The organism is Streptomyces sp. NPDC017529 (assembly GCF_044329785.1).
GTDB lineage: Bacteria > Actinomycetota > Actinomycetes > Streptomycetales > Streptomycetaceae > Streptomyces.
The window spans coordinates 51,841-65,846 of the sequence record NZ_JBIRJY010000020.1 but is presented as its reverse complement, the minus strand read 5'-3'; the positions used below and the strand labels follow the sequence as shown (position 1 = coordinate 65,846).

18 protein-coding genes are annotated in these 14,006 nt (G+C 69.7%); 5 read left to right on the top strand and 13 right to left on the bottom strand.

Features of this window, described 5'->3' with window-relative positions:
* Positions 1–256 precede the first annotated feature (256 nt).
* The 8 genes from ACH4K4_RS32590 to ACH4K4_RS32555 form a co-directional block, all read right to left on the bottom strand.
* Positions 257–841, bottom strand: a complete 585-nt coding sequence (locus ACH4K4_RS32590) for a hypothetical protein (RefSeq protein WP_398172349.1) — start codon at positions 839–841, stop codon at positions 257–259.
* Between the two features lie 46 nt (positions 842–887).
* Entirely contained in the window at positions 888–1,229 is a 342-nt protein-coding gene (locus tag ACH4K4_RS32585; RefSeq protein WP_398172347.1) for a hypothetical protein, read from the bottom strand.
* A gap of 316 nt (positions 1,230–1,545) precedes the next feature.
* Positions 1,546–1,707 (bottom strand): hypothetical protein, encoded by a 162-nt coding sequence (locus ACH4K4_RS32580; protein ID WP_398172345.1) that lies wholly within the window; start codon positions 1,705–1,707, stop codon positions 1,546–1,548.
* Positions 1,708–1,739: 32 nt separating this feature from the next.
* Positions 1,740–3,419: a DUF2637 domain-containing protein gene (locus ACH4K4_RS32575; protein ID WP_398172343.1), complete on the bottom strand. Its 1,680-nt coding sequence runs from the start codon at positions 3,417–3,419 to the stop codon at positions 1,740–1,742.
* 239 nt (positions 3,420–3,658) lie between these two features.
* Entirely contained in the window at positions 3,659–4,345 is a 687-nt protein-coding gene (locus tag ACH4K4_RS32570; RefSeq protein WP_398172341.1) for a hypothetical protein, read from the bottom strand.
* Between the two features lie 127 nt (positions 4,346–4,472).
* The gene (locus ACH4K4_RS32565; protein ID WP_398172339.1) at positions 4,473–4,706 is read right to left on the bottom strand and encodes a hypothetical protein; all 234 of its coding nucleotides are present in this window, start codon (positions 4,704–4,706) and stop codon (positions 4,473–4,475) included.
* A gap of 213 nt (positions 4,707–4,919) precedes the next feature.
* A complete protein-coding gene (locus ACH4K4_RS32560) occupies positions 4,920–5,279 on the bottom strand; it encodes a hypothetical protein (protein WP_398172337.1) in 360 nt (119 codons plus the stop codon).
* A gap of 108 nt (positions 5,280–5,387) precedes the next feature.
* Positions 5,388–5,699 carry a WhiB family transcriptional regulator gene (locus ACH4K4_RS32555; protein WP_398172335.1) on the bottom strand — a complete coding sequence of 104 codons (312 nt, stop codon included), beginning with the start codon at positions 5,697–5,699 and terminating at the stop codon, positions 5,388–5,390.
* Between the two features lie 84 nt (positions 5,700–5,783).
* On the opposite strand from ACH4K4_RS32555, the gene ACH4K4_RS32550 reads away from it, so the two are divergent.
* Positions 5,784–7,070 (top strand): RNA-guided endonuclease InsQ/TnpB family protein, encoded by a 1,287-nt coding sequence (locus tag ACH4K4_RS32550; RefSeq protein ID WP_398172333.1) that lies wholly within the window; start codon positions 5,784–5,786, stop codon positions 7,068–7,070.
* Between the two features lie 122 nt (positions 7,071–7,192).
* Here the strand turns inward: ACH4K4_RS32550 and ACH4K4_RS32545 are convergent, their stop codons facing one another.
* The 3 genes from ACH4K4_RS32545 to ACH4K4_RS32535 form a co-directional block, all read right to left on the bottom strand.
* A complete protein-coding gene (locus tag ACH4K4_RS32545) occupies positions 7,193–7,381 on the bottom strand; it encodes a hypothetical protein (RefSeq protein WP_398172331.1) in 189 nt (62 codons plus the stop codon).
* Between the two features lie 88 nt (positions 7,382–7,469).
* Positions 7,470–7,670 carry a hypothetical protein gene (locus ACH4K4_RS32540; protein WP_398172329.1) on the bottom strand — a complete coding sequence of 67 codons (201 nt, stop codon included), beginning with the start codon at positions 7,668–7,670 and terminating at the stop codon, positions 7,470–7,472.
* 172 nt (positions 7,671–7,842) lie between these two features.
* Positions 7,843–8,454, bottom strand: coding sequence for a hypothetical protein (locus ACH4K4_RS32535; RefSeq protein WP_398172327.1), 612 nt, complete (start codon positions 8,452–8,454; stop codon positions 7,843–7,845).
* A gap of 633 nt (positions 8,455–9,087) precedes the next feature.
* Between ACH4K4_RS32535 and ACH4K4_RS32530 the strand changes: the two genes are divergently transcribed.
* The 4 genes from ACH4K4_RS32530 to ACH4K4_RS32515 all read left to right on the top strand — a co-directional run bounded on the left by ACH4K4_RS32530 (position 9,088) and on the right by ACH4K4_RS32515 (position 12,470).
* Positions 9,088–9,417, top strand: a complete 330-nt coding sequence (locus ACH4K4_RS32530) for a putative quinol monooxygenase (RefSeq protein ID WP_398172325.1) — start codon at positions 9,088–9,090, stop codon at positions 9,415–9,417.
* A complete protein-coding gene (locus ACH4K4_RS32525; protein ID WP_398172323.1) occupies positions 9,414–10,667 on the top strand; it encodes a helix-turn-helix domain-containing protein in 1,254 nt (417 codons plus the stop codon). Before ACH4K4_RS32530 ends, ACH4K4_RS32525 begins: the two co-directional genes overlap by 4 nt.
* Positions 10,668–10,866: 199 nt before the next feature.
* Positions 10,867–11,904 (top strand): AAA family ATPase, encoded by a 1,038-nt coding sequence (locus tag ACH4K4_RS32520; RefSeq protein WP_398172321.1) that lies wholly within the window; start codon positions 10,867–10,869, stop codon positions 11,902–11,904.
* Complete coding sequence (locus ACH4K4_RS32515) at positions 11,901–12,470, top strand: guanylate kinase (protein ID WP_398172319.1); 570 nt, start codon at positions 11,901–11,903, stop codon at positions 12,468–12,470. Before ACH4K4_RS32520 ends, ACH4K4_RS32515 begins: the two co-directional genes overlap by 4 nt.
* 7 nt (positions 12,471–12,477) lie before the next feature.
* On the opposite strand, the gene ACH4K4_RS32510 is transcribed toward ACH4K4_RS32515, so the two are convergent.
* Both ACH4K4_RS32510 and ACH4K4_RS32505 read right to left on the bottom strand, forming a co-directional pair.
* Complete coding sequence (locus ACH4K4_RS32510) at positions 12,478–13,314, bottom strand: DUF1932 domain-containing protein (protein ID WP_398172317.1); 837 nt, start codon at positions 13,312–13,314, stop codon at positions 12,478–12,480.
* Positions 13,315–13,318: 4 nt separating this feature from the next.
* A complete protein-coding gene (locus ACH4K4_RS32505; RefSeq protein ID WP_398172315.1) occupies positions 13,319–13,966 on the bottom strand; it encodes an HAD family hydrolase in 648 nt (215 codons plus the stop codon).
* Positions 13,967–14,006 lie beyond the last annotated feature (40 nt).

Here is a 14,006-nt window from a genome sequence, read left to right as displayed (position 1 = left end):
GCCGGCGAAGCGGGCGGATCGGGTGGTCCCCCGGGGACCGGGGGCACCGCATCGGTCGCCATCTCTTACTCCCCTTCCTCGTGTACCACCAGCGTCCTGTCGTGCCTCATGGACTCCCTCGACCGTTACTTAGGGTGGTTACTCCTTACCTACTTCCCACGCCGGAAGAGCGGCCAGGGCGCCCCCAGGGGCGCCTTTTCGCCGTTCAGGCGATCGGGAGTAGGTAAGGAGTAACCACCTCGACTACGGCGCGTTACTACGCGTCGGTCTTCTTGCCCTTGCGTGCGAACACCGCGACGGCCAGGCCGCCGCCAGCGACGAGACCCAGCAGGGCGGGGGAGCTGATCCCGCCGTTACCGGCGTCCCGGGCGCTGCCGGCGGCCTCCATGCCGGGCCCGGCGGTGGCCGCCTCGTACTGCCGCTTGCAGTCCGCCACGACGTCGCTCCTCGAGGGCGCCCCAAGCCCCTTGCCGATCAGGCCGGAAGAATCCTTCACGCACTTGTCGACGGCCGCCTGGACCTTGTCGGCGGAGGCTGCCGCGGCCTTCTTGTCGCTGCTCGCCTTCTCGTTCCGGATCTTCATTTCCTCCAGCTCCAGCTTCTTCATCTGGATCTGGAGAGCGGCGGCCTCCTTCTCCTCCTTCGCGACGGCCGCCGAATGGACCTGGAACCAGATGGTTCCGCCGCCGACGATCGCCACCCCGGCCACCGCGACGGCAACCTTCCCCCGGCGGGTCAGACCGGCCTTCTTGTGCTTTGCGACCGGGGAGCCGTACGGCCCTTCATCGGCGTACGGCGAAGCGTCCGGAGCACCATTTCCGAAGGCCATTCCGGCGGTCATTCCGGCCTGAATTCCTTCGAATGCCCTCTCTTCGTCCGGTGTCATTTCAGTCTCCGTTCTTACGCGCCATGTCGGAGGCCGCAGAGATCGTGGCCTCCACGCCCCGAAAAGTGTTGCTGGAAAGGTCGTTCCACTCCCAGACCCGCATGTTCACACCCTGGCGGGCCAGCTGGGTCTGGAGGTAATTCACGGCTTTCCCCCGGTCGATCGTGGTCACATGCCCGGTGGATTCCAGAAAGGTCTGGGCACCCCTGATGCACATACGTCCGGTGGGGGAGAAATCGAAGGACTGGCACCAGCCGTAGCGGGTCAGGACTTCGATCACTTGGACCAGGTGGTACGAGGGCTTCAAGGGGCGCGGCTCCTGCCAGAGCCCCAGGTCAGCCATCGCGGACCGGATCGCCTTGGGGATCAGTCGCTGGCCCCAGGTCGGGGGGTCGGGCGCCCAGATCGCCAGGGCTGGTGGGATCACCGCGGGGGGTGCCATCGCGGGCGCCGGCGGGGTCGTCGTACGGGGGAAGCTCCCAGACGGGGCTGGCGCTGGCCCGGCCGTCGTGGGTTTCATGCCGCGCTCCTTTCTGCTAGCGGACAGGTGCGGTTCGGTGGAACGCTGGGGTCGGCGTTTCGGCGCCTTCACCGCGTCCCCGAGTTGTCATCAGCAGCTCGGGGGCCGGTGGAACCGTCAAAACAGCGGTTCGTGCAGGTCAGCGCCGCTTGCGCGGCAGCAGGCGCGGGTGGCACCACCAGCAGCCGGGGCCGTGGTCGCGCAATGTGCGGTGGTGGGCCAGGAACATCGGCGTGACCAGCAACATGGCCAGCAGCCACAGGACCAGCAGCCAGCCCATGGCGTACTCCCAGAGGCTCATGACGAGTTCCTTTCAGCTCGGCGGACGGCGGGTCAGTTCTCGGGGCGGTAGCCCTCACGGAGCAGCTCGGCCGCCTCCTGGCGGTACTCGGAGGCCGTGCCGGGGGAGACCGCCGTCTCGCGCTGGATGTCGAGCAGCGGCACGTTCGCCGGGGCCGATCCGGCGGCAAGGAGCATCCGGGCGACCTTGCGGACCGCGCGTTCGCGCGGGGTGAGCTTCGCGGCGTCCTCGGCTTCGACCGCGCGCCGCTCGACTTCGGCGGCAGCCAGCCGCGTTTCGGCAGCGGCGTACTCGGCGTCGGCCTCACGCTTGCGGGCCGCCTGGACATTGGCGTCGGCGATCGCCTCTCGCTCGGCTTCCTCCGCCGCGATCCGGTCGGCTTCGGCAGCGGCTCGGCGCTTTTCGGCAGCGGCCCTCTCCGTTTCGGCGGCACGCTCGTCGGCTTCGGCGGCACGCTGCCGGGCCTCCGCGATCTCCGCCGTCTCGATCGCCAGAGCCTCGGCCGCGGCGACCCGGTCGGCCTCCGCAGCGGCCTTCCGTTTCTCGGCTGCCTGGCGCTCCAGCTCCGCCGCACGAACATCCGCGGCGGCCCTGGCCTCGCGTTCCTCGGCCTTCTTGCGCTCCGCCTCGGCCGTGCGGGCCGCGGCCTCGGCGAGGACGGCGGTCTCCAGCGCCGCCTCCTCCAGCTCAGCGGCCCGTTCGGCGGCGCTGACCTGGGCCCGGGCGTGTGCGCGGGCCTGGCCGGTCTCGCCTGCCACCCGGGCCCGGACCGCTTCGAGCCGGCCTTCGGCCTCCAGCCGGTCGGCTTCCGCCTGCCGGCGCGCGAGCTCCTGGCGCGTCTCGGCGTCCAGGCGGCGGCGCTCGGCTTCCTCCGCCCGCTTCTCCGCCGCACGTTCCTGCTGCTCAGGCATCGCAAGAGCTTGGGAGACGGTGTAGCCGTAGGGGGCCATCTTCATCGGCAGCCGTTCGTCCTCGCTCGCCCGGGACAGGTCGCCGTCGTACTTGCGCTTGAGCCACTGCTCGTAGGCGATCAGGTCCTGCTGGCGCCGGATCATCTCCGGGTAGCTGGTGACCCCGTACAGCCGCATCCGGCGGTAGAACCGCGGGGTCTCCAGCGGGGCGAGCACCCAGCGGTGCAGAGGCACCCGGTCGGCGTGCGTACCCGCTTCGAGCTGCGCCTTCTTGATGACCAGGCGGCGGGCGGCCTCCACACCGATGACGAACAGCACCGGCATGACGCCGTGGGAGGCGGCCCTCACCGGATCGTCGCCGATGCGGCCCTGCGACGAGGCGTTGAACAGGATCGTGGCGCCGGTCATGGCGTGCGCGGCCAGGCGCAGCAGCGGCCACGGGGTGTCCCGGCGGATCAGGTACAGGTCCAGGGCCAGGAACGCGATGATCGACGCGTCGACGCCGACCGGGAACCACGGGGCCAGTTCCGCACTGAACCCCCAGGCCAAGGCCACCTTGGCGAGGGTGCTGTAGGACATCGCGAAGCCGATGACGCCGACCACCGTCCCGCCGATCGCGGCGGCGAGCGACAGGACCGTCATCAGCCGGTCACGCCTCGGCTTGATCGTCTTCCGCTTCTGTGGGCGCGAACCGGTTCCGGATGCTTCCGAAGCCGCCTCCGGCGGATCCGAAACGGTGGCCGACGGGCGCGAAACGGGGGTGTCGGGGGCCGCGGTCTGCGGCAGTTCGGTGATCGTCACGGGGGCCTCCGAGAGGTGGACGTTCAGGTGGGGGCGAAACGGCGGCCGGTGCTCCCGAAACGCGAGGGGGCGTTCCCGAAACGGCGGCCGGTGCGGGCGGTTGTCTGCGAATCAGGCACCGGCTCTACCCGCTGCGGGCGCGCGAAGAGACCGGCCGTCCGGGAGGCGGGCGGCCGGTCTGCGGCGTGCTGCGGGGCGGGCTCGAAACTGCGTGCCGCTCCCGCCGGGCGGGAGCGAAGTCAGGCCGTGGGGAGCGACCGCGCGAGCACCGCCGGATCCGCGGCCTCGAAGTCACGGGCCGCGACGCGCTGGCCCGGATCGTCGCTGCCGTGTCCGCCGGCCGACTCCGACGGCAGCGCGGCGGGCCGACGGGCCTCCAGGGCCCGGTAGTACGCGTCGATCGCCGCGGCCTGCGGCGGGTCCGGCAGCGGCGGCAGAGCGCGTGCCGCGTGCCACCAGCCGGTGGACTGGTCGGCTCCCGCTCGCAAGGTCCACGTCATCAGTTCCGGCACGCTGGGGTCGGCCTGGCGTACGGCCTGCCCGGCGGCCTCCTTCGAGCGGTGGATGCTGTGCAGCCGGCTGTCGCGCACCAGGATGTGCACGGGCTGGTCGTCGGCGTCGATGTAGTGGCCGAGCGCGCCCTCCAGCAGGGACCGGATGCGGCGCAGTTCGCGGACCTCGACCGTGGCGCGGTCCAGGTCGGTGTCGAACTGCTGGGCCGCGCGCCGGGCGGCGGCCAGGGCGCGCTCCAGCTCCTCGATGCGGCTGGCCTGCTGCTCGATGCGCTCGGTCCGCTGCACGGCGTCGTCGGCCAGCGCGTCGGCGGTCCGGTCGGCGTCGTCGCGCTGGCCCTTGATGCGGGCCAGGCGGCCCTGGGCTGCCTGCAGGCGAGCGGTGTGCCGGCGCTTGCTGATGAAACAGATCATGAGAAACCCCCTGTGCCCGGACGGCCGGGCAGATCGGCGGTACGGGAACAGCGCGGCCGACGGCCGCGCCGAAGAATGGGGAGCAGCTGGTCAGCCCGGTGGAATGTGGTGCCGCGGCAGGCAGCCGTCAGAGGCCGTTGGGCTCCAACGCGAAGAACAGGATGTTGGCGCCGCGGAGCATCGGGTCCTGCTGGGCGGCTTCCTCCAGGAGCCGCCGCAGCACGTCATCGCGCGTCCACTCCGGCGGCAGGTTGAACGTGCCGTGCCGCGTGTTGTTGCCGATCCCGCCGCCGGGGGCGGGGAACTGCAGCGTCAGGACGTAGTGCCACTTCTTGCTGGCCAGGCTGGTCACCGTCGACATCGGAAGGGCCCTTTCGGAGCGGTGATGCGAAGCGGCGCGGCCGGCGGCCGCGCCGTGTACGAGCGGGAGGGGTCGGTGCTGGATGGAGCAGTGTGTGAGGTGGTCGTCCACGCGCAGACCGCAGATCCAGCAGATCCAGCGCAGCGTGGGGAGTGGGCTGGTCAGCCCGGCGAAGTGGTGCCGCGGCAGGCAGCCGCGGCCGCAGCCACAGCGTCAGCTCGTGGGGAGCCGTGCGCCGTGCCGCCGCAGGTCGTCGGTGGTGATGCCGAAGTGACGGCACCGGTCGATGAGCGGCTGGAGCCTGGTGCCGCACGCGCACGCCTCGGGCGAGCCGACACCGAACAGCTCCTGCGTGGCGACCAGCTCGTTGATCACGGTCGCGGTACGGGCGGCGTGCCGCGCGCAGCGGCCCTCGCCCACCCACTCCTCCGCGATGACGTGGAGGGTGGTGCGCCAGCTGCCGTGGTAGTCCTCGGGCTCGGCCGGCGGGATGTCGCTGCCGAAGATCGCGAACGCGCACGCCTGGGCGGCGGCTTCCGTACCAGGCTGGAGCGGGGTCATCGTCGTGGCCATGGGGCCTCCCTCGACTGTCGGCCGGGCTGTCCGGCTCCCATCACCGCCCGCACCGGCCACCAGAACTCGGTGGCCGGTGCGGGCGGATCAGGCAACCGCCAGAACGGGTCAGGCAGCGTTACGGGAGCGCTGGCTGGCGGCGCGGCGCTTGATACGGCGGCGGTCGTCCTCGCTCATCCCGCCCCAGACGCCGTGCTTCTCACTGCTCTCCAGCGCCCACAGGCCGCAGATCTCCATCACCGGGCAGCGGCGGCAGACCGCCTTGGCTTCCTCGATCTGCAGCAGGGCCGGACCGGTGTTGCCGATGGGGAAGAACAAGTCGGGGTCCTCTTCCTTGCACACCGCGTGCTCGCGCCAGTTCGCGTTGACCGGCAGGTCGGCGGAGGGCGCGTAGGCGGTGCGTACGATGGAGCGGTTCATCAGATCTCCTTCGTGGATGTCCCACTTTCAAGTGGGGAGAAAAAGGGTCGCTCCCTGCGGAGCCGGACCGGGAAAGCCGGTCACGTGCGGCAGAACGGCGCTGTCAGTGGCGACCGGTACGTTGAACACGTGTATCTGCGGTACTCGTTCCGGATCGAGCCGACGCCAGGGCAGCGCATCGCGCTGGCCCGCACTTTCGGCTGTGCCCGGGTGGTCTACAACGACGCGCTGGCCTTGCGGAAGGCCGCGTGGAAAGCGGACCAGTCCAAGATCGCCGTAGGCGAGCTTGCCCGGCGAGTGATCACGGAGGGCAAGCGAACACCGCAGCGGGCGTGGCTTGCGGAGGTGTCTGTGGACGCGCTCCAGTCCTCGCTCAGGGACCTGGACGCTGCGTATAAGAACTTCTTCGACTCACTGTCAGGAAAACGGCGCGGCAGGCCGATGGGCCTGCCGACCTTTAAGAAGAGGTCCGATAACCGGCAGGCAGTCCGCTTCTCGAAGAATGGGTTCCGCCTGCGAAACAACGGACGGCTGAACCTCGCAAAGGTCGGCGATGTGCGCGTGCGGTGGTCTCGGCCCCTGCCTTCGGCCCCGTCCAGTGTGACGGTGATCTTGGATGCGTCGGGCCGATACTTCGCCGTCTTCGTCGTCCAGGCCGAACCGACTTCTCTGGAGCCAGTGGACACCGAGGTCGGCATCGACCTTGGGCTGTCCACCTACGCGGTGCTCTCCGACGGTAAAACGATCGACAATCCCCGCTTCCTGCGCCGTGCCGAGCGGAAGCTACGCAAAGCACAGCAGAAGCTCAGCCGGAAGGCGAAAGGTTCAGCGAACCGCGCAAAGGCGCGTATCAGACTGGCCAGGGCTCATGCCCGGGTCGCCGACGCACGCAAGGACTGGTGCCACCAGACCGCTTCGAGGCTGCTCCACGAGAACCAAGCGGTGTACCTCGAAGACCTGGCGGTTTCCGGCCTCGCGCGCACCCGCCTCGCGAAGTCCGTTCACGACGCCGGTTGGGGGATGTTCCGCCGAGTGCTGGAGGAGAAAGCTGCAAGGCATGGACGACACGTTGGTGCTGTCTCGCGGTGGCTTCCCTCCTCCCAGACGTGTTCGGTGTGCTGGGTAGTGGACGGCAAGAAGCCCCTCGGCGTCCGGACCTGGACATGCGGTAGGTGCGGGACTGTGCACGACCGCGACCTCAATGCGTCGCGTGTGATCCTCGCCGCCGGGCAGGCGGAGAGGCTAAACGCCCCCGGAGGGCCGGTAAGCCCCAGCGTGGAGATCCCACACCAGGCACGGTCCGTTGAACGGGGAACCCATCCGAAGCCTGAGCCAGACACAACCGGCAGGCAGGCGGGGTTCCTTCCCTAATGGGAGGGGAGGATGTCAACAGGGCCTCCCAGAGGGACGACCCGGGGGCCAGAACGGGGGCTCCCGGCACTCTCCGCCGGCCCCGGCCGGGAGGCGCGGGGACGACGGGCAGGGCCGGGGGATCAGCGCTGCTGTTTCGCCTGGCGGGCGCGGTAGGCGTCCTGAAGCCGGGCGAAGCGCTGGTGGAGCGGCTCCCCGTCCGCACAGCGCTCGCCGGCCTGGCAGGCCGCGCAGCCCTGCGTGTGCTCCAGGGTCGCGCGGTACGCCTTCATGTAGCGGGCATACAGGTCATCGACCGGCTGACTGCTCATTTCTGGTGGTTCTCCGATCGCCTGTTCTGCTCCGCGTTCTTCCGGGAGAGCTCGGCGCGCTCCGCGTCGGTCAGGCTGGTGACGGCGTTCACCGGACCGCCCCCATCTCCGTGAGGGTGCGGCGGGCGCGACGGCCGGCCTTCGCGGCGCGGCAGTCGCCGTCGGCCACCAGGTGGCGGACCAGGCGGTGGAACGCGTCGGTTTCATCCCGCTCCGGGCCGCGCCGGTTGTCGTCGTCCTCCATCTCGTCGTAGAGGCCGTTCGACGGGGCGGGGCTGGTGCGTGTCATGCTGTGCTGCATCAGGTCCTCCGATTCAGGTCCTGGACAGCCCGTCGGGCCGCAATCCCAAGGGCTGTCGCGATCACTCCCCAATTGGGGAGCTGACTGCTGTACGAGCAGCCAAGGCCCCGGCCACCCCTCGGCGGGGCGGCCGGGGCCTTGGTCGTTCGTCCGGAGCGGGTCAGCTCGCGCGGCGCTCGGGGTGCAGCGTCTTGAGCGGCACCGGCGGCGCGCCCAGCGGTGCTTCACCGTCGGGCAGCTGCGCGCGGCGGGTGTCGGCGTCGCGGACCGCGTCCGCGGTCGACGCCCATTTCATCTCGCGCAGCAGCCACAGGGGCCGACCGTCGCCGGAGTCGTCGTCCGTCGCCGGCATCTGCTTCTGCGCGGCGATCTGGCTGACGGCCGGGGCGACCGTGACCTTGGGCTTGCGCCGCACGGTGGTCCGGCGGCGGTGCACGGTCTCCGAGGTACCGTCTGTCAAACGCTCCTCCCACTCCCGGACCGTGACGTCGACGGTGACCAGGCGGTTGCTGCCCAGGCGGCAGCGGACGGCCGGGGCCTTGCCCGCCAAACCCGTGTCGTGCGGCACGACCTTGGGCCGCTTGGTCTGGAGGCCGGTGATCGGCACCCAGGTCTCGCAGTCGGGGCAGATCAGCGACGCGCAGGCGGGGCGCAGGTCGTACTGGTGGGGCTTGAGGGTGGTGAGGGCGAGCGCCGGGCGGGCGTTGACGGTGCGGGAGCGGGTCCGGCTCCGGCGGGGCCGGGCGGTGCGCTCAAGGGTCGAAGCAGACATCGAACCTCCTTGGAGGCGGAGTGGCAGGGAGCGCGTCGCGATGCTCTCTCTGCCCTCCGGGCCGCACGGCGCGAGGCCGGCGTCCCGCAGGACAGACAGCGCACAGCGCTGCGACGTGCACACAAGTCGTCGCGGCCGTCAGGCTCCGGGGGAGTTCGATGGTGCTCTCGCGTCCTCAGCTCACCTGATGACGTGCCCTCAGCGAGCTGAGGGCTACCCCGGCCGCCCCGAAGGGCGGACGACTACTGCGGTTACTGCGGTGGTGCTCTTGCAAGGGACCGACGTTCCGGCTCCCTCATCCGGCGCCGCCCAGGGCGGTTCCGGGTGGGGGAGCCGGGTCCAGAGACCCGGCGGGTGGTGCTGGGGAGGGTCAGGCCGCGATCGGGAGGGGCGCGGCGGCTGGTGGTGTCATGGGGTGGAGCCCCCCTGCTAGGAGCCCACGCAGAGGCGGGTCAGGGGCGTTCGGGCAGGCCAAATAAGCGACTTCTGGCGGTCCCTTCCTTGCGGGGCGGAACACTTTGAACAGTAGTAGCACTACTGGAAGTGCGAGTCAACACTAAAACTGCTACCTAGCACTCTAGCTTTAGGTGTGAGAATGTGTGCATGCTTACGCGATGTGGAGAGGAAGGCTTCGTGGCCAGCGGATACGCACTGGTGGTGCGCTTCACCCTGCGAGACACCTCGGCAGCCCAGCAGTTCGACAACCTGGTTGCGCAGACCATCGAGGGCATCCGCACGGAGCCCGACACGCTCGTCTACGCCGTGCACACCCCGACGGACGAGCCACTGACCAGGGTCTTCTACGAGCTGTACGCCGACCGCGATGCGTTCCTGGCGCACGAGGACCAGGCCCACACCCGGCACTTCCTCGCGGCGCGGGAAGAGTTCCTGAGCAACGTCGACGTGACCTTCCTCAACGAGCTGGAGGCTCTGAGCAAGCGCCCCGGAACGGAGCAGGCATGAAGCCGAGTGGGAAGGACATCGATCCGCAGGACCGGGCCTTCGGGCAGCGCGTCCAGAGATTCCGGAAGGAACGCGGACGCACACAAACCGAGCTCGCAGCAGCGCTCGGGAAGACCAGCAGCTGGCTCTCCCAGGTCGAACGCGGTGTGCAGCCGGTCCAGCGAATGGACTCGCTCCAGCAGATCGCGGACGAGCTGGGCGTGTCCGTCCAGCAGCTGCGCCCCGGCGTTCCGGCAGATGGGCCATCACAAGCACCCACCGCTCAATCGCTCTCCAACGATCTGGACGAGACCCGCCGACTGCTGTCCGGCCACCCCGCGCTTCAGACCCTGCTCGGGGGCGCGGGCGACGCCGGGCCGACGCGGGCCCTCGGCCTTCTGCAGGGCGACGTCGACGACCTCTGGGACTTGACCCATGCCGGTCATCTGGCGCAGGTCAGCACCCTTGCGGTGCAGCTGCTCCCCGACCTGGAGCGCACCGTCCGGACCGACCTCGGCGAGCACCAGGCGGAGCTGAACCTTCTGCTGTCCCGGTCCTACCAGGCCCTGTCCGCGGCGTTCGTACGCCAGGACGAAGCAGACGCCGCCTGGGTAGCCGCCGATCGCGCGGTCTTCGCAGCCGAGCGGTCCGGCGACCCGCTGCACGTCTGCGCCAGCGTGTTCCGCATGGTGCAGGCATTCGTCCGTCTGCGAAGCCTCGGACAGGCCGAACACGCTGCCCAGACCGCGATCAATGCTTTGGAAGGACAGACCAGCCAGTCGCCGAAGTCCTTGTCCGTCCTGGGCTCCCTCCACTTGGCCCTGGCGCTCGTTCGAGCCCGCGCTGGGGCGCGCACCGAAGCGAAGGAGGAGATCGCCAGGGCTCGCGCCATCGCCGCGCAGCTCGGTGAGAACCGCAACGACTTCAACCTGGAGTTCGGCCCGGTCAACGTTGAGATCCAAGCGGTCAGCACCGCTGTGGATCTGGGCGACGCCGGTGAGGCGCTGGATATCGGCCTCACCATCGACGCCGCTGAGCTTTCGCCCGAACGCCAAGGCCGGCTGCTGATGGACCTGGGTCGCGCCCACGCCCAACGGCGCCACGGCGGTGAGGCTCTCGACTGCCTGTTGCGCGCTGAGGCCATCGCGCCCGAGATCATCCAGACCCATCAGGCCGCCCGCGCAGCCATCCGAGAGCTGGTCCTGGTGGCAGGACCGAACGCATCCCGTGAGCTGCTGGAACTCGCTGAAAGGGCTGGTGCCCTGGACTAGTTCGGATCTGCCCTGGTGGTCCGCAGCCACTGATCTGCACCCCTGCCAACCGCGTCGTTGTCTGTGGGAGCAATCACACCGGCAGCAGCGGAGATAGAACATCACAGAGGCTTGTCGAAGCCCGTGCACACTTCCGTTCACGGGTTTTCAACATCGACGTACACATGGGATTTGAGGCCCGAGCTCTAGGCTCGCGGCCATGATGGTGACGGAGGGGCAGAGGGTGGGGAAGCAGCGAGCAGGGTGGAGGCCGGACCGTCTCCGGGAGCAGCGGGAGGCTCATGGCCTGACCCTGGAGAAAGCCGGCGAACGCCTTCGAGCAGTTGCCGAGCAGGCGAAACTCAAGGGCATCCCCGCCGCGAATCCGCAGACCCTGTGGCAGCACGAGCAGGGCGAGGTCTTCCCCGGCCCCCACTACCGGCGGGCCTACTGCCTCCTCTACCGGGCCACCGAACCCGACTTGGGATTCCGTGCGGCCCTGCCCGGGGAGGAGTCCTCTTTCAAGCTCACGCCGCTGGATGACCGTCTTAACGGATCGCACGTTTTGGCTGTTGAGCGCGCCATTCATCGCATCGCGCCGGGCTCGGACGAGGCCGATCACTTCGACTTGCAGCAGCGGATCATCGACGCGTGGAAGCGCCGGCACACCGGAGGCGATCCCCACCGTCCCGTGCTCATCCTGGTCGGCGGCTTCGCTGGCAGCGGTAAGACCGAGCTCGCCCGCTTCTTCGTTCAGCTCACCGGCTGGCCGCTGCTCGACAAGGACCCGCTCACCCGCCCGCTCGTGGAACGCCTCCTGGTCGCCCTGGGCGGCGACGCAAACGACAGGCACACCGACCTCTACCGCGAGCAGGTCCGGCCGGTGGAGTACGACTGCCTGATGCAATCGGCCATGGCCAACATCAAGTGCGGCATCTCCACCGTGCTCACCGCGCCGTTCATTGCCGAGATGACCGACCCGGCCTGGATGCAGCGCCTGACCAACCGGGCTAGCTCGATGGGGGTCGACGTCTTCCCCGTGTGGGTGCGCTGCGACGAAGAGTCGATGCGCGAGTACATCGGATTCCGGTCCGCGGCCCGCGACGCGTGGAAGCTGGCGCGCTGGGACGAGTACATGGCGACCATCGACCTGGAGCTGCGCCCGGCGGTGCCGCACCTGGTGGTGGACAACCGGCTGGGTACCGCGGTGACGCTCGCGGATCAGGCTCGGCAGGCGATGGGGGCGATGTACTCGTGAACCCGAAGCAGGGCGTGATCCTGTATGGCCCGCCGGCGTCGGGCAAGGACACCGTCACTACCGCGCTCAGCGACCTCGACCCCAGGTATGAGCAGTTTGCGCGGCTCAAGGTGGGGACGGGTAAGGCCACCGGCTACCGGATGGGTACACCGGAGCAGCTGCACGAGCTGGAGGCTGCGGGCGATGTCGTCTATGCGAACTCCCGGTACGGCAACACGTACGTGATCGACCGGCCCGGCATCGACGCGGCGTTCGCGGCCGGGGTGCCTGTGGTGCACCTCGGGCAGGTCGACGGCATCCGCGCGCTGGTCGACGGCTACCCGGCCGACTGGTCGGTGGTGCTGCTGTGGTGTTCGCGCGAGGTGACCGAGCAGCGGTCGGCGGGACGCGGCGACAGCGACACCGCGGCGCGTCTGGTGGCGTGGGATGCGACCCGCGAGGACTTGGACAAGCACCCGGGTGCGGCATGGGACCTGACCGTCGACACCACGAAGGCGGCCCCGCAGGACGCGGCGCGGCTCATCGACGAGCTGCTGGCGCAGCGGGCGGGGGCAGCGAATACATGAGCGTGGGCTACGGCTGGGCGAGTCGGTCCAGGGCGTCGGTGAGCGTGAGCTCGCTGTCCTTGGCGTCGTGCCACCGTGCCAGCGTGGACGCGGCCGCGCGCAGCATCTCCGGCGGCAGACCGGCAGCAGCAAGCGTATCGGCGGCTTCTTCCAACTCCGGTCCCCAGCGCCAGGCGCGTGCTGCGGTTTTGGCGATGTACTCGGGCTCGGCAAGGTACGAGTCGGTGCGCCGTGAGGCGACCTCGAGGAGTTCCTGGTCGACGCCGTACTCGCGGGCCAACCCGGTCGAGAGGGCCACGAGCACGCGCGATGTTTTCTGGAAACTGGCGTACGACAGCTTCAGCGCGGAAGCCTTGCCGACCTCGGTGCCCAACGTCTTCGTACGGAGCGCCGTGCCCTCGAAGAGCTCAGCGACCTGGGCGGTCGCGTGCTGCAGGCCGGACAGGAACAGCGTCGCCGACTTGCCGTTTGCGGGCGGGGAGCCGACAACGCCTCCGTCCACGACGGTCGCGTCCGGTCCGAGCAGCTCGGCGATCCGCACGGCCCGTTCGGGGTTGATAGCGTTCGCCTCCACGTACACCCCGCCGAATCCGCACGCGACGACATCGCGAGCCAGGTCCTCAGCGGCGGCCGGCGGGCAGAGGCTGATGACAATGCCACTGCGGTCCAGCAGCTCCCGCAGCGTGGGCACCGATTTCAGCCCAGCCTGCTCGGCCCTCGCCTTCGATGCTGGGCTGCGCCCCTCGGCGCACCACAGGACCGCAGCCGCTTGCGTCGCGGCGCAGGCGGCGACGGCGGCGCCCATGCTGCCGGGGTTGAGGATGCCGACGGTGGGCTGGTCCACGGTGCTACTCCCGTTCGTTGAGCAGGATGTCGATAGCGTCGGTGACGTCGTCAACGGTGTGGTGTGCGGTCTTGAGGCCGTCGGGCCAGGGGAGGCCGCGCAGCCAGATGGTCCGCAGTCCGGCCTGGTGGCCGCCAGCGATGTCTCCGGCTGGGTCGTCACCGATCATCCAGCCGCCGTCAGCAAGGCTCCGGCCGCAACGGCGGGCTGCGAGTTCGAAGAGGCGCGGGTCCGGCTTGCGCATTTCCATATCACCGGAGACGGCCACGCCGTCGACCAGTTCGGCGATACCGGTCGCGGTGAGCTTGGCGCGCTGGATGCCGCTGGTGCCGTTGGTCACGATGCCGATCGTCCACGCGGCAGCGCGCAGCCGGGCCAGCCCCTCAAGGACATCCGTTCGGCAGGTGGCAGCGGCTGCGATCAGAGCGGCGTACTCCTGCCAGAGGTGCGCGGCGGGGGATTCCAGGCCGAAAACAGTGCGGAGGCGGACGAAGTCTTCGGCGTTCGCGCGGACGGCCATCTCGGTGCGCAGCCACTGCTCGATGTCTGGGTCGAGAGCGCGCGCACGGCAGAGGTTGGTCACGGCCTCGCTGAACGCCGCCTGCCGGTCGATCAGCGTGCCGTCCAGGTCGAAGAGCGCGAGTCGGGACACACTCCCGGACTGTATCGACCGTCGACGTGCTTCCGCCCTG

Bases quoted from the DNA above. Each gene is read 5' to 3' on its own strand.
- ACH4K4_RS32590 (WP_398172349.1), bottom strand. From the start codon at position 841: ATGACCGCCGGAATGGCCTTCGGAAATGGTGCTCCGGACGCTTCGCCG.
- ACH4K4_RS32585 (WP_398172347.1), bottom strand. From the start codon at position 1,229: ATGGCTGACCTGGGGCTCTGGCAGGAGCCGCGCCCCTTGAAGCCCTCG.
- ACH4K4_RS32580 (WP_398172345.1), bottom strand. From the start codon at position 1,707: ATGAGCCTCTGGGAGTACGCCATGGGCTGGCTGCTGGTCCTGTGGCTG.
- ACH4K4_RS32570 (WP_398172341.1), bottom strand. From the start codon at position 4,345: ATGATCTGTTTCATCAGCAAGCGCCGGCACACCGCTCGCCTGCAGGCA.
- ACH4K4_RS32565 (WP_398172339.1), bottom strand. From the start codon at position 4,706: ATGTCGACGGTGACCAGCCTGGCCAGCAAGAAGTGGCACTACGTCCTG.
- ACH4K4_RS32560 (WP_398172337.1), bottom strand. From the start codon at position 5,279: ATGGCCACGACGATGACCCCGCTCCAGCCTGGTACGGAAGCCGCCGCC.
- ACH4K4_RS32555 (WP_398172335.1), bottom strand. From the start codon at position 5,699: ATGAACCGCTCCATCGTACGCACCGCCTACGCGCCCTCCGCCGACCTG.
- ACH4K4_RS32545 (WP_398172331.1), bottom strand. From the start codon at position 7,381: ATGAGCAGTCAGCCGGTCGATGACCTGTATGCCCGCTACATGAAGGCG.
- ACH4K4_RS32540 (WP_398172329.1), bottom strand. From the start codon at position 7,670: ATGACACGCACCAGCCCCGCCCCGTCGAACGGCCTCTACGACGAGATG.
- ACH4K4_RS32535 (WP_398172327.1), bottom strand. From the start codon at position 8,454: ATGTCTGCTTCGACCCTTGAGCGCACCGCCCGGCCCCGCCGGAGCCGG.
- ACH4K4_RS32525 (WP_398172323.1), top strand. From the start codon at position 9,414: ATGAAGCCGAGTGGGAAGGACATCGATCCGCAGGACCGGGCCTTCGGG.
- ACH4K4_RS32520 (WP_398172321.1), top strand. From the start codon at position 10,867: ATGATGGTGACGGAGGGGCAGAGGGTGGGGAAGCAGCGAGCAGGGTGG.